Annotated in this window: 25 protein-coding genes; 14 read left to right on the top strand and 11 right to left on the bottom strand. The window is 63.8% G+C overall.

Annotated features, from left to right (window positions below):
* Positions 1-42 precede the first annotated feature (42 nt).
* On the bottom strand, positions 43-948 hold the full coding sequence (gene hemF, locus FEV53_RS07840) for an oxygen-dependent coproporphyrinogen oxidase (RefSeq protein ID WP_425465474.1): 906 nt from the start codon (positions 946-948) through the stop codon (positions 43-45).
* Between the two features lie 76 nt (positions 949-1,024).
* Between hemF and FEV53_RS07845 the strand changes: the two genes are divergently transcribed.
* Positions 1,025-1,420: a hypothetical protein gene (locus tag FEV53_RS07845; RefSeq protein ID WP_142834256.1), complete on the top strand. Its 396-nt coding sequence runs from the start codon at positions 1,025-1,027 to the stop codon at positions 1,418-1,420.
* A 2-nt stretch (positions 1,421-1,422) separates the two neighbouring features.
* Here the strand turns inward: FEV53_RS07845 and FEV53_RS07850 are convergent, their stop codons facing one another.
* The 3 genes from FEV53_RS07850 to clpS form a co-directional block, all read right to left on the bottom strand.
* Positions 1,423-2,235, bottom strand: coding sequence for an SDR family NAD(P)-dependent oxidoreductase (locus FEV53_RS07850; protein ID WP_142834257.1), 813 nt, complete (start codon positions 2,233-2,235; stop codon positions 1,423-1,425).
* Between the two features lie 17 nt (positions 2,236-2,252).
* Positions 2,253-3,008, bottom strand: coding sequence for a class I SAM-dependent methyltransferase (locus FEV53_RS07855; protein ID WP_246100757.1), 756 nt, complete (start codon positions 3,006-3,008; stop codon positions 2,253-2,255).
* Positions 3,009-3,216: 208 nt separating this feature from the next.
* On the bottom strand, positions 3,217-3,543 hold the full coding sequence (gene clpS / locus FEV53_RS07860; protein WP_142834259.1) for an ATP-dependent Clp protease adapter ClpS: 327 nt from the start codon (positions 3,541-3,543) through the stop codon (positions 3,217-3,219).
* Positions 3,544-3,639: 96 nt separating this feature from the next.
* Between clpS and FEV53_RS07865 the strand changes: the two genes are divergently transcribed.
* Positions 3,640-4,338 carry an HAD family hydrolase gene (locus FEV53_RS07865; protein ID WP_142834260.1) on the top strand — a complete coding sequence of 233 codons (699 nt, stop codon included), beginning with the start codon at positions 3,640-3,642 and terminating at the stop codon, positions 4,336-4,338.
* Between the two features lie 290 nt (positions 4,339-4,628).
* Positions 4,629-5,795 (top strand): D-alanyl-D-alanine carboxypeptidase family protein, encoded by a 1,167-nt coding sequence (locus FEV53_RS07870; protein WP_142834360.1) that lies wholly within the window; start codon positions 4,629-4,631, stop codon positions 5,793-5,795.
* 85 nt (positions 5,796-5,880) lie between these two features.
* Here the strand turns inward: FEV53_RS07870 and FEV53_RS07875 are convergent, their stop codons facing one another.
* The 7 genes from FEV53_RS07875 to FEV53_RS07905 all read right to left on the bottom strand — a co-directional run bounded on the left by FEV53_RS07875 (position 5,881) and on the right by FEV53_RS07905 (position 14,088).
* On the bottom strand, positions 5,881-7,488 hold the full coding sequence (locus tag FEV53_RS07875; RefSeq protein ID WP_142834261.1) for an ABC transporter ATP-binding protein: 1,608 nt from the start codon (positions 7,486-7,488) through the stop codon (positions 5,881-5,883).
* A gap of 9 nt (positions 7,489-7,497) precedes the next feature.
* Entirely contained in the window at positions 7,498-8,679 is a 1,182-nt protein-coding gene (locus tag FEV53_RS07880) for an ABC transporter permease (RefSeq protein ID WP_142834361.1), read from the bottom strand.
* Positions 8,680-8,720: 41 nt separating this feature from the next.
* A complete protein-coding gene (locus FEV53_RS07885; RefSeq protein ID WP_142834262.1) occupies positions 8,721-9,794 on the bottom strand; it encodes a microcin C ABC transporter permease YejB in 1,074 nt (357 codons plus the stop codon).
* 3 nt (positions 9,795-9,797) lie between these two features.
* Positions 9,798-11,717, bottom strand: a complete 1,920-nt coding sequence (locus tag FEV53_RS07890) for an extracellular solute-binding protein (protein ID WP_142834263.1) — start codon at positions 11,715-11,717, stop codon at positions 9,798-9,800.
* A 139-nt stretch (positions 11,718-11,856) separates the two neighbouring features.
* Entirely contained in the window at positions 11,857-12,375 is a 519-nt protein-coding gene (locus FEV53_RS07895; protein WP_142834264.1) for a c-type cytochrome, read from the bottom strand.
* A gap of 91 nt (positions 12,376-12,466) precedes the next feature.
* Positions 12,467-13,381, bottom strand: coding sequence for a tyrosine recombinase XerC (locus FEV53_RS07900; RefSeq protein ID WP_142834265.1), 915 nt, complete (start codon positions 13,379-13,381; stop codon positions 12,467-12,469).
* Entirely contained in the window at positions 13,378-14,088 is a 711-nt protein-coding gene (locus FEV53_RS07905; RefSeq protein WP_142834266.1) for a DUF484 family protein, read from the bottom strand. Before FEV53_RS07905 ends, FEV53_RS07900 begins: the two co-directional genes overlap by 4 nt.
* A gap of 167 nt (positions 14,089-14,255) precedes the next feature.
* Here FEV53_RS07905 and FEV53_RS07910 point away from each other — a divergent pair, with 167 nt between their 5' ends.
* From FEV53_RS07910 to tilS, 11 genes are all read left to right on the top strand, one after another.
* Positions 14,256-16,448 carry a primosomal protein N' gene (locus FEV53_RS07910; protein WP_142834267.1) on the top strand — a complete coding sequence of 731 codons (2,193 nt, stop codon included), beginning with the start codon at positions 14,256-14,258 and terminating at the stop codon, positions 16,446-16,448.
* Between the two features lie 64 nt (positions 16,449-16,512).
* The gene (locus FEV53_RS07915) at positions 16,513-17,139 is read left to right on the top strand and encodes a hypothetical protein (protein ID WP_142834268.1); all 627 of its coding nucleotides are present in this window, start codon (positions 16,513-16,515) and stop codon (positions 17,137-17,139) included.
* 50 nt (positions 17,140-17,189) lie between these two features.
* A complete protein-coding gene (locus FEV53_RS07920; RefSeq protein WP_142834269.1) occupies positions 17,190-18,545 on the top strand; it encodes a hypothetical protein in 1,356 nt (451 codons plus the stop codon).
* Complete coding sequence (gene ybgC / locus FEV53_RS07925) at positions 18,542-18,928, top strand: tol-pal system-associated acyl-CoA thioesterase (protein WP_142834270.1); 387 nt, start codon at positions 18,542-18,544, stop codon at positions 18,926-18,928. The genes FEV53_RS07920 and ybgC overlap by 4 nt, the downstream gene beginning before the upstream one ends.
* A 141-nt stretch (positions 18,929-19,069) precedes the next feature.
* A complete protein-coding gene (tolQ, locus tag FEV53_RS07930; RefSeq protein WP_142834271.1) occupies positions 19,070-19,765 on the top strand; it encodes a protein TolQ in 696 nt (231 codons plus the stop codon).
* 1 nt (position 19,766) lies between these two features.
* Entirely contained in the window at positions 19,767-20,237 is a 471-nt protein-coding gene (gene tolR / locus FEV53_RS07935) for a protein TolR (RefSeq protein ID WP_142834272.1), read from the top strand.
* 12 nt (positions 20,238-20,249) lie between these two features.
* Entirely contained in the window at positions 20,250-21,356 is a 1,107-nt protein-coding gene (locus FEV53_RS07940; RefSeq protein WP_142834273.1) for a cell envelope biogenesis protein TolA, read from the top strand.
* Between the two features lie 35 nt (positions 21,357-21,391).
* On the top strand, positions 21,392-22,732 hold the full coding sequence (tolB, locus tag FEV53_RS07945) for a Tol-Pal system beta propeller repeat protein TolB (protein WP_142834274.1): 1,341 nt from the start codon (positions 21,392-21,394) through the stop codon (positions 22,730-22,732).
* A gap of 60 nt (positions 22,733-22,792) precedes the next feature.
* Positions 22,793-23,326 (top strand): peptidoglycan-associated lipoprotein Pal, encoded by a 534-nt coding sequence (pal, locus tag FEV53_RS07950; RefSeq protein ID WP_142834275.1) that lies wholly within the window; start codon positions 22,793-22,795, stop codon positions 23,324-23,326.
* Entirely contained in the window at positions 23,323-24,141 is an 819-nt protein-coding gene (ybgF, locus tag FEV53_RS07955) for a tol-pal system protein YbgF (RefSeq protein WP_142834276.1), read from the top strand. The genes pal and ybgF overlap by 4 nt, the downstream gene beginning before the upstream one ends.
* Positions 24,138-25,364 (top strand): tRNA lysidine(34) synthetase TilS, encoded by a 1,227-nt coding sequence (gene tilS, locus FEV53_RS07960; protein ID WP_142834277.1) that lies wholly within the window; start codon positions 24,138-24,140, stop codon positions 25,362-25,364. Before ybgF ends, tilS begins: the two co-directional genes overlap by 4 nt.
* The last annotated feature ends 81 nt before the right edge of the window (positions 25,365-25,445 follow it).

A 25,445-nucleotide genomic window follows, 5' to 3' on the forward strand; every position in this document is an offset into this window, starting at 1 on the left:
AAGGGCGCTCCGGTCAGGCCGGAGCCCACGCTGCGCGAGCAATCAGACCCATTTGGCCAGCGGCGGCAGGCTCATGAGGACGGCATTGGCGTCGTGCCCGGTCTCCAGCCCGAATTTCGTACCCCGGTCATAGACCAGGTTATATTCTGCATAGAGCCCGCGATGCACGAGCTGGGTGTCCTTATCGGCCTCGGTAAAGCTCTGGCCGCGGCGCTTCTCGACGAGTGGCACGAAGGCGGGCAGGAAGGCGCGGCCAATGTCCTGCGTCAGGGCGAAATCCGCCTCCCAGTCGCCCGAGCACTGGTCATCCATGAAGATCCCGCCGACGCCGCGCGCCCGGCCCCGATGCGGCACATAGAAATACTCATCTGCCCAGGCCTTCAGGCGCGGGTAGTGATCCGTCCCGTGGGGATCCAGATGGGCCTGCTGGGTGGCGTGGAAATGGGCGGTGTCTTCGTCATATTCGATGCAGGGATTGAGGTCCGAGCCGCCGCCGAACCACCATGCATGGGGGGTCCAGAACATTCGTGTGTTCATATGGACCGCAGGCACATGAGGGTTCTGCATATGGGCTACGAGGGAAATCCCCGACGCCCAGAAGCGCGGATCAGACGTCATGCCCGGAATGCCCTTCCGCGCGGCCATGGCGGCCTGCGCCCGTTCGCCAAGGGTGCCGTAGACGGTCGAGACGTTCACGCCGACCTTTTCAAACACACGTCCACCGCGCATGACGCTCATCAGGCCGCCGCCCGCATCTCCACCATCGGGTGCGGCGCGGTGGGTCTCTGTCACCTCGAACCGGCCCGGCGCCTGATCGGCAAAAGGGCCGTCGGCGTGGGTGTCTTCCAGCTCTTCGAAAGCGGCGACAATCTGGTCCCGCAGGCGGCGGAACCAGTCCGCTGCTCGGGCCCGTTCGGGGGCGAGGTCTTCGGTCATAGGCGCGTTCATGCCTAACTCCTAGCATCTGGCGCAGACGCTGCAATGGGCGATTGTCGCGAAGCGGGGCCGGGTCTACGCTGAAGCCATGAAACTGATCTTGCCCCTTCTTGCCGCCGCAACGATTGCGGCCTGTATGCCTAGTCAGGATGCGTGCATCCGGGATGCCACCCGCGACCTGCGAACGGTAGATGAGCTGATCGCTCAGCAAGAGCTGATCCTCCAGCGCGGCTATGCGCTGAAGAAGGAGAAGGAATACGTCCGCCGGTTGAGCCTTTGCTCTGGCATCGGATCATGGGGACATCGCCGCTATGGCGGCGTTGGCACGGCTTGCGTGGACAGCTTCCCCGTGACCCGGACCGTGCCCGAAGCCGTTAATCTCGACGAGGTCCGCGCGACGCTTGCCAGTCTGCGGGAAAAGCGTGGCGAACTCGCCGCGCAGGCCGAACCGAATGTGGCGGCCTGCCGGGCGCGTCCGGCCTGAGATCAGTGCGCGGCGGTTTCGACCGTATCAAGCAGCGTCCGTCCGCCATCTACTGTCAGGATTTCGCCGGTAATAAACCCGGCTCCGTCGGAGGCGAGGAATTGCGCTGCCTCCGCCACTTCTGAAGCCGCCGCGATCCGGTGCAGCGGCGTGGCGCCGATGATCTCCTCGCGTAACCCGTTGGATTGCTTGATGGCACCCTTGAGCGAGGCCGACATGACCGAGCCAAAGGCGATCCCGTTGACCCGGATTTTATGCGGGGCGAGGGCGACGGCGAGATTGCGGGTTGCCTGATCGAGCGCTGCCGAAGAAATAGAGTAGGCCATCAGCTCGGGCTGGGTGCGCCGGGAGGCGATCGAGGACATGTTGATGATCGCCCCGACGGAGCCGCTGCTATGCTCGTCTTCCTCGGCCTGACGGATCATCTGTTTCGCGACCTTCTGGCTGAGCCGCAGGGAGGTCAGCAGATTCTGCTCCAACAACATTCCTAACACGGGATCATTCGGGTCGAGCGGGTCCGAGACCTCCATCTGGCGAGACGCATTGACCAGAATGTCGACCCGCTCAAACGCATCCAGCGTGGCGGACAGAAGGTTAGCCACCGTCAACTTTTCCCGCAGATCACCCGCGAAATAGCGCGCAGTGCCGCCGTCCTCGTCCTTGAGTTCGCCAATCTCGTCGATCAGCCGGGCTTCGTCGATATCTGTCAGCATTACATTTGCGCCGCGGTCAATGAAGTGTCGGGCGACCGCCAGCCCGACACCGTTCGCGGCGCCCGTGACGATGGCGCATTTGCCCGAAATGGAAAGCGACATGGGAAACTCCCGGTTTATTATCGTGGCGTGACGGGGCGGCTTGCCCGCGTCAGCTTGTAGGCATTGGTGCCCGGCAGGTCCTCGACCTCGCGGAACAGGTCCGCGAGGGTTCGCTCATAAGGCAAATGGCGGTTGGCGACCAGCCAAAGCGTGCCACGCGGTCCAAGGGAGGCCGCTGCAGTCTGTAAAAACGCCCGCCCCAATCCCGGATCGGCCGACCGCCCTTTGTGAAAGGGCGGGTTGGTGATCACGTGGTCGAGCTTCGCGTCCGGGCGCCACGTCCGCGCATCTGCCCAGTGAAATGTCACGCGAGGATCGGAGACATTTTTTCGGGCGCAGTCGAGGGATGGCTTGTGGGCCTCGATCAGGGCGCAGAAGCGGATCTCGGGGCTGCGCGAGAGCACAGCCGCCGAGAGCGCGCCCCATCCCGCCCCCAGATCTGCGACGCTGCCCTTCAAAGAGGGCAGAGCGTCGATCAGCAGCGCCGAGCCGGGGTCTACTCCGTCGGCCGAAAAGCCACCCGGCGGCGTCACAAACCCCTCCGCCGTCGTCGAGGAATCCCGGATCCAGCCGGAGAAATCACCCGCCTCGATGGCGAAGAGCTTGCCATGGGCCTTGGAGATCACCTCGCCGGTTTCGCCCAGCTTGCGACACTCTTTCAGGATGCCGTCGATACCGTCGGTCTTTTGCCCGTCTACAAAAACGCGCGCGCCGGTCGCTTTGGCGCGGGCGATTCTGTCGCGGGCGGCGTCACGGGCACGGGGGATCGACACGATAACCGTCCCGGCAGGCCCTTCGATCCGGTCCCGCATGGGGTACGTGGCGGCGTAGTGCCCATGTTCCGGCTGGTCTTCGTGGTAAACCGCAATATCGCCTGTGAGGTCAGACAGGTCCGTGTCGGCGGGGGGGCAAACGAGGAGAACCGGCCCCTCAATCAGATTATTTCGGGCGGCGAGCGTCAGGCGTGCAGAGAGCAGCGTCCTATTCCTTTTCCATTGTGCATTGCAGAGGGTGCTGGTGACGGCGGGCGAAGTCCATCACCTGCGCCACCTTGGTTTCGGCGACCTCAAAGGAAAACACGCCCACGACCGCCAGTCCCTTCTTGTGCACGGTCAGCATGATCTCAAATGCCTGCGCGTGGTTCAGGCCAAAGAATCGCTCAAGCACATGCACGACAAACTCCATTGGCGTGTAGTCGTCGTTCAGCAGCATGACCTTGTAGAGCGGTGGGCGCTTGGTCTTGGGACGTGTTTCGAGCACGACGCCAAAATCGCCGTCGCCCCCATCCTCGTTATCATTCTCTGCCATCGTCAGCTCAGCCTCGGTCGTCCTGGACCCCGATCTCCGGGTCGTCATTTGCTCACCGTCATATAAGATAGGACGGGACCAGCGAAAGGGGGGCATATGGCCACAATCACCACGGTCGGTTTCGACGCGGATGACACGCTCTGGCATAATGAACGTTTCTTCAAGATGACCGAGGCGCGGTTCGCCGAGCTGCTAGCCGATCACGCGGAGCAAGATCATCTGGCCGAGCGACTTCTGGAGGCGGAGCGCCGCAATGTCGGTCATTACGGGTTTGGCATCAAAGGCTTCATGCTGTCGATGATCGAGACTGCGCTCGACGTGACGGGCGATCGGGTGCCGGCCGAAGTTGTGCGCGGGATCCTTGATGCAGGCCAGGAGATGCTGGCCCATCCTATCGAACTGCTCCCCCACGCGCGGGATGCCATCGAGGCCCTCCACGGTGATTACTGTCTGCTGCTGGTCACCAAGGGCGATCTCCTGGATCAGGAGCGGAAGCTGGCGCAATCGGGCTTGGGTGATTTGTTTGACGGGATCGAGATCGTCTCGGGCAAGCATCCTGAGACCTATACCCGGATTTTCAGCGATCACGGAGATGGCCCGGATTCGGGTCTCATGGCGGGCAATTCCCTCGCATCGGACGTCCTGCCGATGATCGCAGCGGGCGGCTACGGTGTCTATGTGCCGCATGGCCAGATCTGGGCGCTCGAAGAGGCGAGACCACCTACGGGCGAGCCGCGCTATCATGAAATCGAGGATCTGGGGCAATTGCCGGGACTGGTTCGGGATCTGAAATAAGGTCATTTTGTGGCGCCAAACCTGATCTAGTGGCAGCCGCGCAGCATGGGACAACATCTTCCAATGGTTGAGCGCATCGAGAGAAAACAAGGTCTCGCGGGTATTTTCGCGACGTAAAATCCGTGTTAGCGTATTGCCGTAATGATCGACCACGAAGAGTCGGCAGGCAGAGGCAAAGAGGCAGGTTCACCGTGCGACATTTACGGCTTCACTCGCTTGTGCGAGCAACATTGCTATTTTTCACGCTTGTTCTGAGCGCGGGGCTGGTCCACGCCGCCCCCTACGCGGCGATGGTGGTTGATGCGCGAAACGGTGAGGTATTGCATGCCCGCAATGCTGATACACGGCTTCACCCCGCATCTCTCACCAAGATGATGACGCTCTATGTGGCATTTGAAGCCATTGAGAACGGAGAGATTTCCCTGAACACGCCAGTGCTGATCTCTCAGAATGCGGCCAGCGAGCCTCCTTCGAAGCTGGGACTGCGGGCCGGTCAGAAGATTGTGCTGCGGTATCTGATCCGGGCCGCCGCGGTAAAGTCTGCCAACGACGCGGCGACCGCGATCGGCGAAGCGGTTGCGGGATCCGAATCAGCTTTTACGGAGCGGATGAATCGGACAGCCCGGGCGCTGGGAATGCGGAAATCAACCTTCAGGAACGCGCACGGCTTGACCCAGGATGGTCACCTGTCCACCGCGCGCGATATGACGGTACTCGGACGGCATTTGTTCTACGACTACCCCGAGTATTACAACCTCTTCTCGCGGGAACGCACCGATGCTGGACTGAAGGAGGTGCGCAACACCAACCGTCGCCTGCTGTCAGATTATCCCGGCGCCGATGGGATCAAGACCGGCTTTACCAATGCGGCGGGCTACAATCTCGTGGCCTCGGCTGAGCGTGGACGCAAGCGTGTGATCGCTACAGTGTTCGGCGGGAAATCCACCGCATCCCGCAACGCGCAGGTGGCGGAGCTGATGGATATGGGTTTCTCCCGCATGCGTGAGCGTGTTGCTGTGCGAAAGCCGTCGAAGCCCCGCTATCGTGGTGGTAGCGACCGTCGCCAGATCGAGATCGCGCAGTCGCGTCGTCCCCGCATGCGGCCGGAGCAAGTGGATAACCTTGCCAGTCAGATTGTTGCCGCAGTGGCCAGCGCGCAGTCCACCCGCAGCCGACCGACCCAGAACCTCGAAGTTGTCACCCGGATGGCGAGTTCCGGTGGTCGGAACTGGGGGATCAATGTGGGACGATACACCACCCGGTACGAAGCGGAGCAGATCTTGCTGAAAACCGCTTTGACCGAGATCGGCACGCTGGATGAGGCGCTGCGCAAGGTCAGCTCCGGCTCGGCAGGGTGGGAAGCGAACTTCGTTGGTATGACACAGGAACGCGCGGCACTTGCGTGCCGCCGGCTGCAAGCCCGCTCCATGCCTTGCACAACACTGGGACCGGGCTGAGCGAACGTTCAATTGCTGGTGCGCTACACAATGTCCGTCCCCGCCGGGGCGGACATTCCTATTCATCTGATCGCTTTGCCAGACTTTAAGCGGCGGAGCCGGCCCGCCCGCCGAACGCGGCGGTCATCAATTCGCGTGTATACTCGGTGCGGGGTGCATCGAAAATTTGATCCACTGGACCCGATTCGATGATATCTCCCTTTTGCATCACGACCACCTTATGGCTCAGGGCGCGGACGACCTTCAGATCGTGGCTGATGAAGAGATAGGCGAGGCCGTAGCGCTTCTGCAGATCGCGCAGCAGTTTCACAATTTGCACCTGAACCGTCATATCGAGCGCCGAAGTCGGCTCATCAAGGACCACAAGTTTCGGCCGCAGGATCATGGCGCGGGCGATGGCGATGCGCTGACGTTGACCGCCGGAAAATTCGTGCGGGTAACGGTGTCGGGTGTCCGGGTCGAGCCCGACCTCCCGCATGATGCCCACGACCATCTGGCTCTTGTCCTCGCCCGGACGGGTGCCGTGAACGCCAACGCCCTCGGCGATGATCTCCTCAATGGTCATCCGGGGCGACAGAGAACCAAACGGGTCCTGGAACACGATTTGCATGTCGCTGCGCAGGGGCCTCAGCGCGCGGCCTTTGAGATCGTCAATCTGCTTGCCCATAAAGACGATCCGCCCCTCGGAGGAGATCAGCCGCATGATCGCCAGTGCGAGCGTCGTCTTTCCGGAACCTGATTCGCCCACGATCCCAAGGGTCTCGCCCGACCGCACGGAGATATTCGCGTCGTTGACCGCCTTCACGTGGCCCACCGTCTTGCGCATTAAACCGCGCTGGATGGGGAACCAGATGCGCAGGCCTTCGGTCTCGGCGATGGTCTCCGCTCCGCTCGGCACGGGCTCGGGCATCCCCGTTGATTCGGCGGCGAGCAGCATCTGCGTGTAGGGGTGCTGCGGATTGTCGAAGATCTCTGTGGTGCGGCCTTCCTCAACGATCTGTCCGTCTTTCATCACGCAGACCCGGTCGGCGATGCGCCGGACGATGCCGAGATCGTGGGTGATGAAGAGCATGGACAGCCCCTCGCGCTCCTTCAGTTCCTGCAACAGCTCCAGGATCTGCGCCTGAATGGTCACGTCGAGGGCGGTGGTCGGCTCGTCCGCGATCAGCAGGTCCGGCTTATTCGCCAGTGCCATGGCGATCATCACCCTTTGCCGCTGACCGCCCGAAAGCTGGTGCGGATAGGCGCCGAGGCGGCTTTCGGGGTCGCGGATACCGACTTTGTTCAGCAGGTCGATGATTCGCCCGCGCGCCGCATCCCCGGCCACCCCCTGATGCAGCGCGAGGCTCTCGCCCAACTGCCGCTCGATGGTGTGGAGCGGGTTCAGGGAGGTCATCGGCTCCTGAAAGATGAACGAGATGTCGTTACCCCGAACCTTGCGCAGCATCTTCTCCGACGCGCCGACCATCTCCTGCCCTTCGTAATCGATCGAGCCGGTGATCCGGGCGGATGGCGGCAGCAGGCTGACCGTCGAGAGCGCCGTCACCGATTTGCCCGAACCCGATTCGCCAACCAGCGCCACGGTCTCGCCGCGCTTCACGTGAAAGGACACGTTGCGCACCGCATGGGTCTCGGCCCCGTCCTGACGAAAATGGACGTTGAGGTCGGAGAAAGAGAGGACGTGCTCGATCATGGACAGCCGTTACTGAAAGGTCTTGCGGGGATCAAACGCGTCGCGGACGCCTTCGAAGATGAACACCAGCAGCGACAGCATGATAGCGAAGGTGGTGAAGGCGGTAAAGGCGAGCCACGGCGCCTGAAGGTTCTGCTTGGCCTGCAAGGTCAGCTCCCCCAGTGACGGCGCCGAAGAGGGCAGGCCAAAGCCGAGGAAGTCGAGGCTGGCCAGTGTCGAGATCGTGCCCGTGATGATGAAGGGCAGCATGGTCACTGTGGCCACCATGGCGTTGGGCAGCATGTGGCGGAACATGATCTTCCATGTGGGCACACCCAAGGCGCGGGCGGCGCGGATATATTCGAAATTCCGCGCCCGCAGGAATTCCGCGCGCACGACACCGACGAGGGCGGGCCAGCCAAAGAGGACGGTGACGAGCACAAGAAGCCAGAAACTTCGGCCCAGAATGGCGAAGAGGATGATGATCACGTAGAGTGAGGGTGTGGAGACCCAGATCTCGATGACGCGCTGGAAGATCAGGTCGGTCCAGCCGCCGAAAAAGCCCTGCACCGCGCCCGCGATGATGCCGATGATCGATGTCAGTACCGTGACAATCAGCGTGAACAGGATCGACAGGCGAAAGCCGTAGATCACCCGGGCGCTCACATCCCGCGCCGTGTCGTCGGTGCCGAGCCAGTGCTGGGCATCGGGCGCTGAGGGGGCCGCGCCGTCGATATCGTTGATCGTGTTGTAGCTGTAGGGAATTGGTGGCCAGAGCAGCCAGCCGGCCTTGGCGCCCTCGGCCACGGCGCCCTCGGCGATCAGCTCTTCGGGCGTATCAAAGCACGCTTCCATACCGCCGGTCTTGATCAGGCATCGCACCTCGATATCACCATAGACGGCTTCGGTGCGGAAATCGCCTCCGAATTCGGTCTCGGGATAGAAGTTGAAGACCGGCGTGTAATAGCTGCCGTCGTAGGAGACGAGGATCGGTTTATCGTTGGCGAGGAACTCGGCAAAGAGCGACAGGCCGAACAGGATCGAAAACAGGATCAGCGACCAGAACGCGCGCCCGTTGCGCCGGAAATTCCGCCAGCGGCGCTGGTTCAGCGGGCTCAGGAATGGACGCCTGCGGCGCGGCGCGACCGGAGCAGGGGCATCCGCACCGGGCGCAGGCTGCGGCGCGGGGGTGTCGATGGCGGGCTGGGTCATGTGCAGCTCTGTGTGCTGGGTTGCGGGGGTGTCGGACATGCTCAGCCCTCCCGCGTGTCGAAGTCGATGCGCGGATCTACCAGCACATACATGAGATCCGACAGGATCCCGACCACGAGGCCGATCAGGCCGAAAAAGAACAGCGTGCCGAAAATCACCGGGTAATCCCGCGCCACCGCCGCCTCGAAGCCCAGCCGCCCGAGCCCGTCGAGAGAGAAGATCGTCTCGATGATTAGCGATCCGCCAAAGAACACACCTATGAAAACGCTCGGGAAACCGGCGATGACGATCAGCATGGCGTTGCGGAACACGTGGCCGTAGAGAACCTTGCCTTCGCTCAGGCCCTTGGCCCGCGCGGTGACCACGTACTGCTTCTTAATCTCGTCGAGGAAGGAGTTCTTCGTCAGTAGGGTGAGTGTGGCGAAAGCCGAGATCGTCGAGGCCAGTACGGGCAGGGTGATGTGCCAGAAATAGTCGGCGATCTTGCCCAGAAGGCTCATGTTTTCCCAGCCATCCGAGGTTAGTCCCCGGAGCGGGAAGATCTGGAAATAGGAGCCTCCCGCGAACAGCACGAGGAGCAGGATCGCGAAGAGAAAGCCCGGGATCGCGTAGGCTACGATGATCAGCGCCGACGTCCATGTGTCAAAGCTCGACCCGTCACGGACTGCCTTGCGGATGCCCAACGGGATCGAGACCAGATAGGCGATCACCGTCGACCAGAGGCCGAGGGTGATGGAGACAGGGAGTTTCTCCCAGACCAGATCCAGCACGCCGATCGAGCGGAAATAACTTTCGCCGAAATCGAACCGGATGTAGTTCCACATCATGTTCAGGAACCGCTCCAGCGGCGGTTTGTCAAAGCCGAATTCGCGCTCCAGCTCTTCGATGAATTCCGGCGGCAGACCGCGCGCCCCCGCATATTCGCTGTCGCTGCTCTCGATCTCACCGCCGCCGCCGGCAATGCCTTCGAACACATCCCCGCCGCCTTCCATCCGGGCAATGATCTGCTCAATGGGACCGCCGGGGACGAATTGGGTGAGCGTGAAGTTCACGATCATGATCCCGATGAGAGTCGGTATGATCAGGAGCAAACGGCGAAGGATATAAGCGCCCATGGATCAGAGCGCCCCCTCAGATTTCAACCGCTCCGCCGCCTCGGCGTCGTACCACCAGAGATCGAACACCCCGGGATCGAGCGGCGGCAGCGGGTCGGGGTACCGGAACATGTCCCAGTAGGCCACGGTGTGAACGTCCTTGTACCACTGGGGAATCCAGAAATGGATCGAGCGCAGCACCCGGTCGAGCGCCCGGGCCCCGGTGGTCACATCCTCCAGCGTGTTCGCTTCGATCAGGTTGTCCACCAACCGGTCCACCGCCGGGTCCTGCAACGCCATCAGGTTGCGCGAGCTGTCCTCGGCGGTCGAGGAGTGGAACCACTGGCGCAGGGTGCTCGACGGCTCCCATTCCTGCGTCGGGCTGTGGGTGATCAGATCCCAGTCAGCAGAGCGGCTGCGCTCGACATATTGCGAGCTGTCGACACGTTCGAGCTTTGCGTCCACACCGACCAGCCGCAGGTTCTCCACATAAGGGTTCACGATCCGGTCGAAGGCGGGGGAAGTCGTGAGGATCGTCATGGCCAGGGGCTGACCGTCTTTGGAGCGGAACTGCGCCCCTTCGGCGAAGGTCCAGCCAGCCTCTTCCAGCGACGCGGAGGCGGCGCGGAGGACCCGGCGAGACGGGGTGTTGCCCTCGGGATCATTGACCTGCGGAACCGCAGCCTCCTCAGAGAGGATGTCCTCGGGCAGCAGTCCTTCATCGACAAGCGGTTGCAGGAGAGCTATTTCATCCTCGCCGGGGGTCCCCGTCGCCATCAGGTCGGTATTTTGCCAGAATGAGACCGGACGGTCATACAAACCGTAAAACAGGGTGTCGTTGGACCATTCAAAGTTAAGCACATCCGCGATGGCCTGCCGGACCTGGACATCCTGCCACTTGTCCCGCCGCAGGTTGAAGATGAAGCCCTGCGCCTGCCCGATGGCGCCATCTGGGAGTTCGGTTTTGATCACCCAGCCCTTTGCCAGAGCGGGAAAGTCGTAGGAAGTCGCCCATTCCTTCGAGGAGTTCTCGCTGCGGAAGGTGTATTCGCCTGCCTTGAAGCCTTCGAGCGCGGCGGAGGCATCGGCGAAAACCTCGATCCCGATCTCATCGAAATTCCAGCGCCCGACATTGAGGGGGTGCTCAGCGCCCCACCAATCTGGGTTTTTCGTGTAGGTTACAGAACGCCCCATATCGACCTCGCCCAGAACATACGGCCCGGTTCCCATGAAGGGACGCGATTGGCTCTCGTCGAGGCGCAGGCCGTTGGTCTCGAAATCTGTTTGGGAGAATACGCTCGTACCACCGGCGAAGCTGATCCGGTCGCGGATCGGGGCTTCCTCAGTAAAGGTGAACTTGATCCGATGTGGGTCCAGCACCTCGACACTGTCGAAATAGCGGCTGAACGTGTTGCGGAATTCAGCAATGCCCTGTTCCAGAACCAGATTGACTGAGAACGCCAAATCTTCGGCAGTCATCGGTGTCCCGTCCGAAAAGGTCACATCGTCGCGCAGATTAAAGATCACCCAGGCGATATCCTCGGGGTACTCCATCGTTGTGCACAGATAGCAGTAGACCGAATAGGGATCGTCAGCGGTGCTCCTCAAGATAGTTTCCATCATCAGGCTGGAGGCGGTGAATTCCGCGACGCCTTTCCGGGTGAACGGATTAAAGCTGTCGAACACTGAGCTGGTCGAGGTCGAGAGCCGTCCGCCCTTGGAAGCATTGGGATTGACATAGTCGAGATGCGCGATGTCCGGACCATAGGCAGGCTCCGCGAGGTTGGAATACGCGTGGGTTTCCGTCACGTCGGCGTCCTGCGCTTTGACCGCGCTGCCCGTCGCCAAAAGCGCTCCGAGGCCCAAAGCCGCCAGCCAAACCGGTCTAAGATCCGGTCGTTGCCGGACGATAGCATGGGCGGGGGTGGTGCGGGCAGGCGTCATGGGCGTCTCCGTCGCGAAAATCGTTTACCATAGCTATGTGTCGAGGGGAGCGGGGTTCAAGCTGAAAAATCGTGAAGATCCGCAAACAAAAACGCCGACCCGAGGGCCGGCGCTTTGATTTATTTGTAACGAGGTTGGCTCACCCGCCAGTCGTCTCAAGATAGGAGATCAGGTTGGCGCGGTCTTCGACCTTGGCCAGACCGTTAAAGCTCATGCTCGTCCCGGGAGCATATTTCTTGGGGCTTTCAAGGAAGGCATTCAGCGCTTCGGGGGTCCAGGCGTCGTCGCCGGTCTCGGACAGGGCACCGGAATAGGCAAAGCCCCCAACTGAGGCCACCGCACGACCCACCACACCGTTCAGGTGCGGGCCAGTTGCGTCGGTGCCGTCGAGGTTGTGGCAGGCGCGGCACTTGCCGAACACACGCTCGCCGGCGCCCGCATCAGCGGAGGCAAGAATCTCTTCGAACGGCACTTCGGCGGCTTCCTCGGTCTCTTCGCCACCCTCGACGGGGATGGTGTAGGCCTGATGGTGTTCGTCGCCGTGGCCTTCGTCGCCCACGTGGTAGATCAATTCCGCTGCCCAGCCGCCCAGCAGGAAGATCAGCAGGGTCCCGCAAAAGCCGCCGACGATCTTGGTCATCGTCATGGTATCGAACATCGGATCATCTCACTTCAGCAAAAGGTCATGCGCTGTCTATCCGCAACTGCCCTCCGGGTTCAAGCAGGATGGGTTGGGAGTTTTGTCGCAATCATCCGTGAGGGTGCGCTTTGCCGTAAACCTGCAACAGACGCGCCTCGTCCACGGCTGTGTAGGCCTGAGTTGTGGAGAGAGAGGCATGGCCCAGCAAATCCTGAATGGCCCGCAGATCCCCGCCCGCCGCCAGCAGGTGAGTCGCGAAGGAATGGCGCAGGGCGTGGGGTGTGGCAGAGGCGGGCAGGCCAAGGCTGTGACGCGCCCGCTCCATTGCCTTGGCGATAAGGCGTGGGTTGAGCGGCCCGCCCCGCACTCCTCGAAACAGGGCTGTGCCGGGGGTGAGGTCGTGGGGGCAGGCCGCGCAGTAGGCCTCGACCGCCTGCCGGGCGGCTGGCAGGACCGGGACCAGTCGTTCCTTGCCGCCCTTGCCCCGGATCACCAGCGTATCGGGTAGCGGGGCCTGACCTGCGTCCAGTCCCAATGCCTCGGAAATCCGCAGCCCGCAGCCCCACAGGAGCGTCATCACCGCCGCGTCCCGGAACGCCACCCAGCCGGTGGGCTCCAGTTCCGCAGCGGCCTCGATCAGCGCGCGGGAGCCCTCGACCGAGACCGGGCGGGGTAGCTTGCGGGTAAATTTGGGTGCTTTGGCCGAGAGGATTGGCGTCACATCTATGTCTTCACGCTCGGCAAACCAGCCCGCAAAGTTGCGCACGGCGGAGAGCTTGCGGGCCAGCGACCGCGCCGAAAGGCCTTCGGCCCGCTCCCGCGCCATCCACGCGCGCATATCGCGGATGCCGATGGCGGAAATCAGCGCGGTTCCGGTGGCTTCGCCCAGATGACCGGACTGGAACGCGAGAAAGCACCGCACATCCGCGCCGTAGGCCTCCAGAGTCGCTGCGGCCACGTTATCGACGCCGCGCAGGTGGGTCAGCCAGCCTTCGAGCGCATCAGCGAGGCCGGGGGAGATCATGCCAGATGCCGTCTCAGTGTCCGCTCGATTACACCGGCAAAGAAGGTCAGCAGATCGTGACCTTGTCCGGCCGCGAATTGTTGGGGATCGCGGGAGCCCAGGACCAGCAGCCCCGGCATCCGGCCTTCGCCCAGATCGAGCATCAGACAAGCCTCAGAACGAATCTCTTCGGCTGCGGCGCCGTGCACCGGCGCAAAGCCGCGCGGCACCTGCCGGAGTGTGACGTCGCGCGCGACACCACCTGCGCTGGTGCCGGCATAGTTGGCAGCGAAGCCCTCCTCGACAAAAGCAAGGATGTCTTCAAGATCACCCAGCGTGGCACTGTCCCGGTCGCCCTTGGTCTCCAGCATCAGCAAGATCGAATCGACCCGTAACGTGTCCGCAACCGGCCCCGCGAGCGTGCGAAGCGTGTCACCGAAGCTCACCTGATCCAGCAGGGCGAGGATGGCGCGGTTCACCAACGTCGTTCCCGAGAGGTTGTCATAGGCGGCGGCGATGACCTGACGGTGGGTCTCCTCCAGCCGGTCGAGCCGGGTTTCGAGACGATCCATGGCGACGGCGCGCATGTCGACCACATTTCCGCCACGCGCGGCGTCGGCGGCTTCGACGAGGGCGCGCATCAGTTCGGGGTCGTTCAGAAGGGGTTCGGGCTCGGACAGGAGCCGTTCCCGCACGGACGGATCCGAGAGGGGGTGCAAAGAGGACATCAGAAACCTGCTCGTTTTGTTTTGACCCAGACTATCAGAGACCCACCGTCCGCAAAGAGGGTTTGGGGACAGGAGTACGGGATCGGTTCAAGACTGTGACATCTGCGGCGGCTTTTGATCCCCGGCCCGAGGTCTTATAGCCTGTAGGTCCGCTCAATTGCCGGAAGATGATGACCGAGTTTTTCGCCCCCGATGCCCTTGTGGCCGTACTAACGACCCAGCCGCTTGACCGGACGCTCGACTACCGCGCGCCCGAGGCGGGATGCCGGATGGGCGATGTGGTCGAGGTTCCGCTGGGTCCGCGCAAGGTAACGGGCGTAGTCTGGTGCGAGGGGGAGGGGTCCTTCGACCCGGCGCGGATCCGACGGATCATTCGGGTGTTGGAGGTGCCGCCCTTTCGCCGCGAGTTGCGCGACTTTCTGGAGCGCGCGGCCGATTACACCCTGACCCCGCGCCCCGCCATGCTCCGGCTGGCGATGCGGGTCCCCGACCTCGCTGCGCCTCCCGGTTGGCGTAAAGTCTATGTCCGCGGCACCGGCACGCCCGAGCGCCTCACCGATGCCCGTCGCCGGGTGATCGAGGTGCTCGACGACCACGGGCCGCTGTCCTTTACCCTGTCAGAACTGGCGGGGCTCGCTGATGTGGGGACTTCCGTCGTTAAGGGGTTGGTCAAGTTCGGTGCGGTGGACGAGATCGAGGCGCCGCGCGATCAGCCCTATCCGCGCCTTGATCCCGATCTGCCGGGCAAGGCGCTGACCGGTGATCAGGCAGAGGCGGCAGAGAGCTTGCGTCAGGCTGCGGCGTTGGGGCGCTATGGCACGACGTTGCTGCGGGGCGTGACGGGTTCGGGCAAAACCGAGGTCTATCTGGAGACCGTCGCCGCTTGTCTCAAGGCCGGACGTCAGGCGCTCGTGCTGTTGCCCGAGATCGCCCTGACTTCAGAGTTTCTCACCCGGGTCGAAGCACGCTTTGGCGCCCGGCCTGCCGAGTGGCACCACGGCGTCACCCAGACCGAGCGCCGCCGCTGTTGGCGGATGGTGGGCGAGGGGCGCGCCGAACTGGTGGTCGGTGCGCGTTCGGCTCTGTTCCTGCCCTTTCGCGATCTGGGCCTGATCGTCGTCGATGAGGAGCACGACACTTCCTACAAACAGGAGGATGGTGTCCTCTATTCCGCCCGCGACATGGCTGTCTTGCGGGCCTCACTGGCGGGGGCGCAGGTGGTACTCGCCTCGGCCACGCCGTCGCTGGAGAGCTGGGCCAATGCCGAGGCGGGCAAGTATCGCAGCCTCACGCTGACCTCGCGATACGGGGATCGTGCCTTGCCCGAGATGGCCGCCATCGACATGCGCGCCGAGGATCTGCCGGGGCAGGCCTGGGTCTCGCCAACGCTGGCGCGCGAGGTGGAAACCCGGTTGAACGCCGGAGAGCAATCGCTCCTGTTTCTGAACCGGCGGGGCTACGCCCCGGTGACGATTTGCCGGGCTTGCGGGGAGATGATCGCCTGCGAACATTGCGACGCCCGTATGGTCGAGCACCGGTTCCTCAAGCGTCTCATGTGCCACCAATGCGGTGAGACCAGACCCATCCCCGAGGCCTGCCCGTCTTGCGAGATGGAGGGCAAGCTCGCCCCCGTCGGCCCCGGTGTCGAGCGGATGGCCGAGGAGGCCGCGGCGCTGTGGCCTGATGCGCGGATCGAGGTCCTGTCCTCTGATCTCTACGCCTCCGCTCGCGCGCTCAAGGAACGGATCGAGGCGATTGCGGCGGGGGACGCGGACGTTATCATCGGCACCCAACTGGTGGCCAAGGGGCACAACTTCCCCCTCCTGACGCTGGTCGGCGTGATCGACGCCGATCTCGGGTTGCAGGGCTCGGACCTGCGTGCGGCGGAGCGGACCTTTCAGCTCATGCGGCAGGTGGCGGGCCGGGCGGGCCGCGCGGACAAGCCTGGCGCGGCGCTGCTGCAAACCTTTCAGCCAGAGCACCCGGTGATCAAGTCGATCCTGTCCGGCGACGAAGAGGGATTTTGGGCCGCCGAGGCCGCAGAGCGCCGTCGCGCCGGGATGCCGCCCTTTGGCCGAATGGCGGGGATCATCCTGTCCTCGCCGGATGTCCAGGCGGTGTTTGACCTCGGCAACCGGCTCGCACAGGCCGATGCGCCGCTCCGCCGGATCGGCGCCACGCTTTACGGCCCCGCCCCTGCCCCCATCGCCCGGATTCGGGGTCGCCACCGGGTGCGTCTGCTGATCAAGGCCGACAAGACCGCCCCCCTGCAACCCGCCATCACGGAATGGCTGTCGCAGGTCCAGATCCGGGGCGATCTGCGCCTCAGCGTCGATATCGACCCGCAAAGCTTCTACTGAGCCCCCCTTGGCTTCTGCCGCTATGGGTGCACATTGACCTGACACGAACCTCACGGAGACCCCCATGACCCCGCAGGAGATCGAAGCCCTCTTTACCCGCACCGATGGCAGCTACGCCTTTGCCCGCTGGGGACGGCCCATCGCGCCGGTGGTTTTCGGGGTCGAGGACCAGACGCTCGCGGTTGTCAAAGGCGCGATCGAGGCGCTGTGCCATCTGGCCGGGCACGACATAGCGGAGACCGACCCGGAGTTGGGCGTCAACCTGATGGTGTTCTTCCTGCGCGAGTGGGACGAGCTGCGCGGGGTGCCTGACCTCGACCGCCTGATCCCCGACCTCGCGCCGCTTCTCGACCGGCTCGAAGGGATCGATGCCAACCAGTACCGCATCTTCCGCTTTGACGAGGCCGGGGCGATCCGCGCGGCGTTCGTGTTCGTGCGGATGGATGCGGAGATGTCGAAGGTTCCCGCCGAGACCATCGCGCTGGCCCAAGCCGCCCAGACCATGCTGCTCTGGTCGGATCAGGCCTTCACCGACCGTTCCACCCTCGCCCAGACCCCCTCCGGCGCCGTGGTCCTCCGCCCTGACATCGGAGCCCTCATCCGCGCCGCCTACGACCCCGTCCTGCCTCCCAGCGCCCACGACCCCAGCCACGCGCTGAGACTGTCAGCACGTGTGGGGGCAGCGTTGTGAAACGGAGGCTGGCGGAGTTCGGGCAGCTGGATGCGGTGCAGCAACGGCTGTTGGACGAGATCGGTTCCGGGAAAGTGATCTGCTTTGGCAAAGCAAAGCCCGGGCAGCTTTTTACTGGAACAGCGCGTCCCGCACCCGACGATGCCCACATCCCCACCGTTTCGGCCGATTTCTTGCGCTATGTGATCCTCGGCGGCTGCCCGGCCCTGACGGCGCGAGGCGTCACAGTGCCGGCGAAGGGAGTGCAGGTAGCGGGGCTCTGGATCACCGGTGTGCTGGATATGCAGACGGAGCAAATCACCCGCGATATTGCATTATTGGATTGCTACATAGAAAGACCGCCAGTTTTCTACTCAGCGTCCTTGCGGAGTCTCTTCCTCAGTGGATCAGAGCTCCCAGGTTTCGAGGGCGATCGTATGACTGCAAGCGGCGGAGTGTTCTTCCGAGATATGAAAATCAGTAGGGAAATTTGCCTTCCCGGGGCAAGAATAGCTGGAAATTTCGAGTTAACCGATTGTGCCTTCGAGGCGGGCCGCGGTGATGGCATAGACTTAACAAAAGCGGATATTGCAGGCATTTTTTTCTTTCAAGGTGTGAAGCAGTTAACTGGCGCCGTCCGCATGGGAGCCGCGAGGATTTCGTCGCTAGTTGATGATCACGACAGCTGGCCGTCAGGCAAAGTCTATCTTAATGGCTTGACCTATGATGCCTTTGGCGGCGACGCCGCGACCGATGGCACGGCCCGGATCGCCTGGCTGGACCGGCAGCGTCATGACGATGTGAACGAAGACTTCCGTCCCCAGCCTTGGGAACAGTGTGCGAAAGTTCTGCGCGAGATGGGCCATGGCGAGGCGGCCCGCGCGGTTCTGATTGCGAAGGAGGAACGACAGCGGCGCGCTCAGCGGATGCGCCTGAAAAAGGCAGGTCAGCCGGCATTTGCTACGATCCGGGCCGTTTGGGACCACATCCTCTGGGCCACGACCGCCTATGGCCATCAACCCTTTCGCGCCCTCTGGTCGATGGTGGTCCTTTTCGTGTTCGGAGCAATGGTGTTTCACCACGCGGCCCAGATAGGGTCCATGGCACCGACCTCTCCTGAGATGGTGATGCTTGACGCCAAATGGATCGGCTGCGAGAGCGGTCCCGCTTACGAAGCACTGGACTGCTTCAAAAGGAACGCACCGGACTTTCCTCGGTTCAACTCCTACGTTTTCTCGCTCGACACGCTCCTGCCGGTGGTCTCTTTCGGCATGGAAGGCTATTGGCTCCCCTCCGAAGCGCGAGGTACTCGATTTGCGACCTTCGCCGCGGGATACCTCTGGTTCCACATCGCGGCGGGATGGGTCCTCTCGCTCCTCCTTGTCGCCGGGCTCTCGGGCCTCATCAGAACGGACAACACCAAATGACGCATCGCTTTGACGTTACGGTTTACTACGAAGACACGGATATGGGCGGGATTGTGTATCACGCCAATTATCTGAAATTCATCGAGCGGGCGCGGTCGGACTGGGTGCGCGGGCTGGGGGTGGACCAGAATATGCTGCGGGACGGCGGCCTTGTCTTTGCCGTGCGGCGGGTGGAAGCGGATTTCCTCGGACCGGCGCGGCTTGATGACCGGCTGGAGGTGGAGACCGAGGTGCTTTCGGCGACCGGCGCGCGGATCGAACTGGGGCAGAAGATCCGCTCGGGGGGGAAGACCCTGTTCCGGGCCAAGGTGCAGCTGGTGGCCATGGATCCGGCGGGTGGGGTGCGGCGTCTGCCTGCGGAGCTGCGCGCGCGGATCGCCTGAGCGGCTTTCCGCCCGTCCGAAGGCCGACGGGACGGAACTTCACCGCTTTGTGCGGCGCAACTTGCTTACGCAGGGGCCGCGCATCATGTATGCGTCGGAAAAGCGCACCCGCAGAGGTGCCGGGCAACGAAGAGCAGGCAGATGGAAACGGACACCCTTGCGGCGGCCTCGCAAATCGACTTCTCCATGATCGGGCTGTTCGCCCGCGCGACCCTGACGGTCAAGCTGGTGATGATCCTGCTTATCGCCGCGTCGATCTGGTCCTGGGCAATCATTTTTCGCAAGCATGTCAGCTACCGCCTCGCCCGGCGCGAGGCGGCGCGGTTCGACGAAGCTTTCTGGTCCGGCGAGCCGCTGGATGACCTGTATCGCCAGGTCGGACCCGAGCCCAAGGGTCGCGCCGCCGGGATTTTCGCTGCCGGCATGGCCGAGTGGCAGCGCAGTCATCGCACCGGCGGCGACCTGATCCCCGGCGCTCAGGCGCGGATCGAGCGGAGCATGGACGTGGCGATTGCCCGTGAGGCTGACGATCTGGAGCGCGGACTGCCGGTGCTGGCGACGATTGGCTCGACGGCGCCGTTCGTGGGGCTGTTCGGGACCGTCTGGGGCATCATGCACGCCTTTATCGGTATTGCCGAGCAGCAGAACACCAATCTCGCCGTTGTCGCTCCGGGCATCGCCGAGGCACTGCTGGCGACGGGGCTGGGCCTGCTGGCTGCGATCCCGGCGGTGGTATTCTACAACAAGCTCTCAGCCGATCAGGGGCGGATTGTCGGCGGCTACGAGGTCTTTGCCGACGAGTTTTCCACCCTCCTGTCGCGCCAGCTGGACGACTGAAATGGGTGCCGCGCTGCAAAAGAGCGAGTCCGGGGGCGGCCGTCGTCGCAGGCGTCGCCGGGCTCAGCCCATGGCCGAGATCAACGTGACGCCTTTTGTGGATGTCATGCTGGTTCTTCTGATCATCTTCATGGTTGCCGCGCCGCTCCTGACGGTGGGCGTGCCCATCGACCTGCCCGAGACCGCCGCCGAGGCGCTGCCGACCGAGCGGGAGGAGCCGCTGTCCATCACGCTGGCCGCCGATGGCCGGGTGTTGTTGATGGATAACGAGACCGAGAGTGCCGATCTGATCGCCCAGCTCCGCGCCATCGCCGCCGAGCGCGACAGCCGCAAGGTCTTCCTGCGGGCCGATGGGTCGATCCCCTATGAACGGGTGGCCGAGGTCATGGGGGCGCTGAATGCGTCAGGGTTCAACGAGATCGGTCTGGTGACCGATGCGGGAGGCCCGCGTCTTGACGGGTCGGACCGGTAGGGCGGCTGCGCCATGGACAGACCCCTTGCCATATCGCTCGGGCTGCACGGGTTTTTGCTGCTCGTGGCGTTGTTTGGCGGCTTGATCTCATTCGAGGAGCCGCCGGAGATCCGCACGACCGAGGTCACTGTGCTGAGCGAAGAAGAGTTCGCCGCACTGACCGCCTCCGAGCCCGAAGAGGTGTCTGAGCCCCTGCCGGTCGCCCTCGATCCCGATGTCCCCGAAGGCGTCCCTGCTCCCGCACCTGAACCGGAGCCCGCTCCCGAGCCGGTCGCAGAACCCGAGCCCGAGCCAGTGGTCGAGCCCGAGCCGACGCCGGAGCCGGAACCGACACCGGAACCACTGCCGGAGCCTCTTCCTGAGCCTGCGCCTGAACCTGAGCCCGAGGTTGCTGCTTTGCCGCAGCCGTCGGATCTGCGCCCGATTCCGCGTCCGGCGGATCTGGTCGCCGATAAGGTTGCCCCGGAGCCGGCGCCTGAGGCCGAGGCCGCCGAGGAGCCCGCTCCGGCGGTGACACCCGAACCTGAGCCTGAAGTTGCCGAGACGGTCGAGGAAAAGCCCGCCGAAGCTCCGCTCGAGGCGACGACAGAGATCGTGACAGAGGCCGAGGATCCGGCGGCGGCGTTGGCCGCAGCCGCCCCGCAAACCTCGCCACGCCCACGGACCCGTCCGTCCCGTCCCGCGCCTCAGCCGACCGCGCCGCCCCGAGCGGTTCAGGACGCGGTGAGTGAGACCATCGCAGGGCTGGAGGAACTGGTGGAAAGCGGTGCCTTCCAGCGCGGCGCAGCGGGTCCGCCGTTGACCCGAGCGGAGCAAAGCGCGTTTACCTCCCACGTGGAGTCCTGCTGGAACCGAGATCCGGGTTCCGAAGCGGTGGGGGTCGAGGTTGTGGTGGCCTTCCAGATGGCGAGGGACAACCGGGTTGTCTCGTCGTCTCTGCGGATGGTGCAGGCCTCTGGGGGATCGTCAGGGGCGCAACAAACCGCTTATGAATGGGCACGCCGGGCCATCCTGCGCTGCCAGAACGAGCGGGGCGGTTATAAGTTGCCGGTTGAAAAATACGAGAGATGGCGAAATCTGGAACTGACCTTCCGACCCGGCGATCTGGGGGTGAGATGACCGGACCCATCGCCGAAACCCGAGGAGAGACCTGCATGTCTGTCAAAGCCCTTTGCCTGATCTGGAGTGCCGCCGTCTTGGCTCTCAGCGGCTCGATCAGCGCTCCTGCGGTCGCTCAGTCAGCCGGTGAGCCCCTGCGGCTGGAGATCACCCAGGGGGTCGTCGAGCCCGTCCCCTTTGCCTTGCCGGTCTTCATCGACCAGGGCGGAGCGGGGGCCTGGACCTCGCAGATCAGCGACCTGATCGCCGAGGATCTTGTGGGAACGGGCCTGTTTCGCCGCATCGGGTCGGAGGCCTTCATCGCTCCGGTGACCGAGTTTTCGCCCAGTGTGACATATGCCAACTGGAAGGCCATTAACGCGCAGGCGCTGATTACCGGAGCCGTCTCGGCGGACGGGGCCGGGGGGCTGACTGTGCAGTTCCGGCTCTTCGATGTGTTTTCCGAGGCGCCGCTGGGGCAGGGTTTGCAGCTTCAGGGCACCGAAGCGGGCTGGCGCAGGCTGGCGCATAAGGTTGCGGACGCGATCTATGGGAGGATCACCGGCGAGAGCGGTTATTTCGACAGTCGCGTGGTGTTTGTCTCTGAACAAGGGCCCAAAAACGCCCGCCAAAAGCGGCTTGCCGTGATGGATTACGACGGTGCCAATGTGCAGTATCTGACCGACGCCTCCTCGCTGGTTCTCGCTCCGCGCTTTTCGCAGGATGGAAATCGGGTGCTCTATACAAGCTATGAGAGTGGATTTCCGCAGATCTATCAGATGACCGTCGGTGCCACGAACAAGGTGCCTCTGCCTGTTCCGGCGGATGGCATGAGCTTTGCGCCCCGTTATGCGCCGGATGGCAACACCGTGGTGTTTTCGGCGGCGATCAACGGCAATACCGACCTCTATCGCCTGCGCCCCGGCGGACAGGCAGAGCGGCTGACGAGCGCGCCGTCCATCGAGACCGCTCCCTCCTATAGTCCTGACGGCAGCCAGATCGTGTTTGAGAGCGACCGCTCCGGCACGCCGCAACTCTACGTCATGCCTGCGAGCGGGGGCGAGGCGCAGCGGATCTCCTTTGGCGCGGGGCGCTATGGCACGCCCGTCTGGTCGCCGCGCGGGGATCTGATTGCGTTCACCAAGCAAAATGACGGCCGGTTCCACATCGGCGTCATGCGCACCGATGGCAGCAACGAGCGGCTTCTGACTGCCAGCTTTCTCGATGAGGGCCCGACATGGGCACCCAACGGTCGGGTCCTGATGTTTACCCGTGAGAGCGCTGGAGCCAACGGTCAGCCCGCGCTCTATTCGGTGGATGTGTCGGGTCGTAACCTGCGCAAGGTGCCGACGCCGTCGGCCGCCTCCGACCCGGCGTGGTCGCCGCTCCTGCCCTGAGTTCCCAAGATCGGTCTGGAGTGATAGAAGATGACAAAACAAGCAGTGCAGGAGAGCAGAATGCACAGGACCGGTTTCGTGATGATGGCGCTCGCTGTGGTGAGCTTGTCCGCCTGTTCCAACCCGGACCGTTTCGGCGGCACGGCGAACGGCACCTATGACGCGGGAAACGCGGGCGTCGTCGCACCAGCTCCGGCACCGGTGCCTACGGGTCCTGCTCCGTCTTCTCCGGCCTATTTCTCGCAAACCATCGGGGACCGGGTGTTATTCCTGGTCGACCAGTCGACCCTGACCGACAGTGCGCGCCAGACCCTGTCTGCTCAGGCGCGCTGGCTCACCCAGAACCCGGAATACACGGCAATCATCGAGGGTCATGCGGATGAGCAGGGCACGCGGGAGTATAATCTCGCTTTGGGCGCCCGTCGGGCGGCATCTGTGCGGGATTACCTCGTCAGTCAGGGAGTGTCTGCCGGGCGAATGCGGACCCTGACCTTTGGCAAGGAACGCCCCATTGAAATCTGCTCGACTGAGGCTTGTTATGCCAAAAATCGTCGCGCCGTCACGGTCATCGCCGCCGGCGGGTTGACCGGATGAGACCGGTGCTGCGCCCTCTGATCTTCGCTGCCCTGCTCATGCCGGCTGCAAGTTTCGCGCAGGACGACGCGACCCTCGCCGACATCCGGCAGGAGATCGCGGTGCTGACGGTCGAGCTGCAACGGCTCCAGCGCGAAGTATCCACCACCGGCCCGGTGGCGCTGAACCTTGCGGGAACGTCGGCACTCGACCGCATCGATTCGATGGAAAGCGAGCTGAGGCGGCTGACCTCGAAGACCGAGGAGATGGAAAACCGCATTTTGAGTATCGTCACCGATGGCACCAACCGGCTGGGCGATCTGACTTTTCGCGTGTGTGAGATCGAACCGGGCTGCGATATTGGCGCCTTGGGCGAGACCTCGCCGTTGGGCGGGGCCAGCACCGCGCCCCAGCCACGTCCGGCCCAGCCGGTCACCAGCGGCGCGGAGCTCGCCGTTGGCGAGCAAGCCGATTTTGACCGGGCGAAGGAGGCCTTCGATTCCGGTAGCTTTCGCAATGCCGCTGACCTCTTTGCGGCCTTTGCCGAGACCTACACGACGGGTCCGCTGACGCAGGAGGCTCTGTTCCTGCGGGGGCAATCTCTAGCTCAATTGGGTGAACAGGCCGATGCGGCGCGCGCCTACCTGGCGGCATTCTCTGGCGCACCGGACGGGGCGAAAGCGCCCGATGCGTTGCTGGAGCTGGGCAGGGCGCTAAGCGCATTGGGGCAGACCGCCGATGCCTGCGCTACGCTGGGCGAGGTGCCTTTGCGGTTCCCGGGCGCTCCGGCCGCAGCGGAAGCCGATAGCCTGCGGGCGTCCCTCGGCTGCGCGTGACCACCGATCTGGCGGACCGCTTCGCTGCTGCGCTGGATCCTGCGACCAAGTCATTGGCCGTGGCAGTCTCAGGTGGCGGCGACTCAATGGCTTGCCTCGACCTCGCTGACGATTGGGCAAAGCGGCGCGGGGTTCATCTGCGTGCGGTCACCGTGGATCATGGACTGCGCCCTGAGGCGGCCGATGAGGCGGTGCATGTGACGCGGGTCTGTGCGGCTCGGGGCATTCCTCACGCCGTATTGCACTGGCATTGGGACCGGCGTGGCAATCTGCAAGCCTCTGCGCGTCAGGGCCGCTACGCCCTCATCGGTGACTGGGCGCAGGACTGCGGGATCGATACGGTTGTGCTTGGCCATACGACAGACGACATCGCCGAGAGCTTTCTGCTCCGCCTGCGACGTGCCCCGGGAGTGGATGGGTTGGCGGCCATGCCTTCACGGTTCGAGCGCCACGGCGTCCGCTGGGTCCGTCCGCTGCTGAGGGCCAGCCGGGCGGAGCTGCGTCGTCACCTGACGGCGCGGGGCCTGGGCTGGGTTGAGGATCCCTCTAACGATGACCCGCGTTATGATCGCGCCCGGGCGCGCGCCCTCAGGACGGCGCTGGAGCCACTGGGTGTTACGACCAGCGGTCTCGCCCGCGCCGCAACGGCGTTGAGGGACGGGGCCGAGGCGCTCGACTGGGCTGTAAGCCGCATCGCCGAGGATCATGTGACCGTGGTCGGAGGCGATCTCTTGCTGGAGCGTCTCGACGATTTGCCCGCCGAGTTGGCTCGCCGTCTGACGCTAAGGGCCCTTCGTGTCGTCGGTGGCGCCCCACCGCCCCGGCAAGCGGCACTGACGGCGATCCATAGCGGGCTTGTGCAGGCCGGTCAGCACACTCTGGCCGGGTGCCTGATCCGGCAGGACGGCGCTGCGTTGCGGATCGCGCGCGAGCCCGCAGTGGTTTCGGGGTTGCGGATGGACACGACAGAGCCCTGGGACCGGCATTGGCGGCTGCAGGGCCCTCACGCTCCGCAATTCCAAATCGCGGCGCTGGGAGACGCGGTGGCCCTCTGTCCTGACTGGCGTCAGACCGGGTTTCCCCGCGATTCGCTCCGGGCGTCGCCCGCAATCTGGCGGAACGAAGAGCTCATCGCCGCGCCGCTCGCCGGGCTCTCAAACGGCTGGTCCGCCGAATGGACGGGATGGCGCGACGAATCGGCGCCTTCGGGGTATGGTAATTGAAACCTGATCCAGCGTAGTTATCTGTCAGGTCAAAGCACGGGGACACGCCCCGTGAAAACCCGTTCTGCGATGGAGGCCCGT

This window comes from Palleronia caenipelagi (genome assembly GCF_007004065.1).
Classification (GTDB): Bacteria; Pseudomonadota; Alphaproteobacteria; order Rhodobacterales; family Rhodobacteraceae; genus Palleronia; species Palleronia caenipelagi.

Bases quoted from the DNA above. Each gene is read 5' to 3' on its own strand.
- hemF (WP_425465474.1), bottom strand. From the start codon at position 948: ATGAACGCGCCTATGACCGAAGACCTCGCCCCCGAACGGGCCCGAGCA.
- FEV53_RS07940 (WP_142834273.1), top strand. From the start codon at position 20,250: ATGGACAGACCCCTTGCCATATCGCTCGGGCTGCACGGGTTTTTGCTG.
- tolR (WP_142834272.1), top strand. From the start codon at position 19,767: ATGGGTGCCGCGCTGCAAAAGAGCGAGTCCGGGGGCGGCCGTCGTCGC.
- FEV53_RS07910 (WP_142834267.1), top strand. From the start codon at position 14,256: ATGATGACCGAGTTTTTCGCCCCCGATGCCCTTGTGGCCGTACTAACG.
- FEV53_RS07865 (WP_142834260.1), top strand. From the start codon at position 3,640: ATGGCCACAATCACCACGGTCGGTTTCGACGCGGATGACACGCTCTGG.
- FEV53_RS07870 (WP_142834360.1), top strand. From the start codon at position 4,629: ATGGTGGTTGATGCGCGAAACGGTGAGGTATTGCATGCCCGCAATGCT.
- FEV53_RS07845 (WP_142834256.1), top strand. From the start codon at position 1,025: ATGAAACTGATCTTGCCCCTTCTTGCCGCCGCAACGATTGCGGCCTGT.
- ybgF (WP_142834276.1), top strand. From the start codon at position 23,323: ATGAGACCGGTGCTGCGCCCTCTGATCTTCGCTGCCCTGCTCATGCCG.
- tolQ (WP_142834271.1), top strand. From the start codon at position 19,070: ATGGAAACGGACACCCTTGCGGCGGCCTCGCAAATCGACTTCTCCATG.
- FEV53_RS07915 (WP_142834268.1), top strand. From the start codon at position 16,513: ATGACCCCGCAGGAGATCGAAGCCCTCTTTACCCGCACCGATGGCAGC.
- FEV53_RS07850 (WP_142834257.1), bottom strand. From the start codon at position 2,235: ATGTCGCTTTCCATTTCGGGCAAATGCGCCATCGTCACGGGCGCCGCG.
- tolB (WP_142834274.1), top strand. From the start codon at position 21,392: ATGTCTGTCAAAGCCCTTTGCCTGATCTGGAGTGCCGCCGTCTTGGCT.
- FEV53_RS07880 (WP_142834361.1), bottom strand. From the start codon at position 8,679: ATGACCCAGCCCGCCATCGACACCCCCGCGCCGCAGCCTGCGCCCGGT.
- FEV53_RS07895 (WP_142834264.1), bottom strand. From the start codon at position 12,375: ATGTTCGATACCATGACGATGACCAAGATCGTCGGCGGCTTTTGCGGG.
- FEV53_RS07900 (WP_142834265.1), bottom strand. From the start codon at position 13,381: ATGATCTCCCCCGGCCTCGCTGATGCGCTCGAAGGCTGGCTGACCCAC.
- FEV53_RS07885 (WP_142834262.1), bottom strand. From the start codon at position 9,794: ATGGGCGCTTATATCCTTCGCCGTTTGCTCCTGATCATACCGACTCTC.
- pal (WP_142834275.1), top strand. From the start codon at position 22,793: ATGCACAGGACCGGTTTCGTGATGATGGCGCTCGCTGTGGTGAGCTTG.
- FEV53_RS07905 (WP_142834266.1), bottom strand. From the start codon at position 14,088: ATGTCCTCTTTGCACCCCCTCTCGGATCCGTCCGTGCGGGAACGGCTC.
- FEV53_RS07890 (WP_142834263.1), bottom strand. From the start codon at position 11,717: ATGACGCCTGCCCGCACCACCCCCGCCCATGCTATCGTCCGGCAACGA.
- clpS (WP_142834259.1), bottom strand. From the start codon at position 3,543: ATGGCAGAGAATGATAACGAGGATGGGGGCGACGGCGATTTTGGCGTC.
- FEV53_RS07875 (WP_142834261.1), bottom strand. From the start codon at position 7,488: ATGATCGAGCACGTCCTCTCTTTCTCCGACCTCAACGTCCATTTTCGT.
- ybgC (WP_142834270.1), top strand. From the start codon at position 18,542: ATGACGCATCGCTTTGACGTTACGGTTTACTACGAAGACACGGATATG.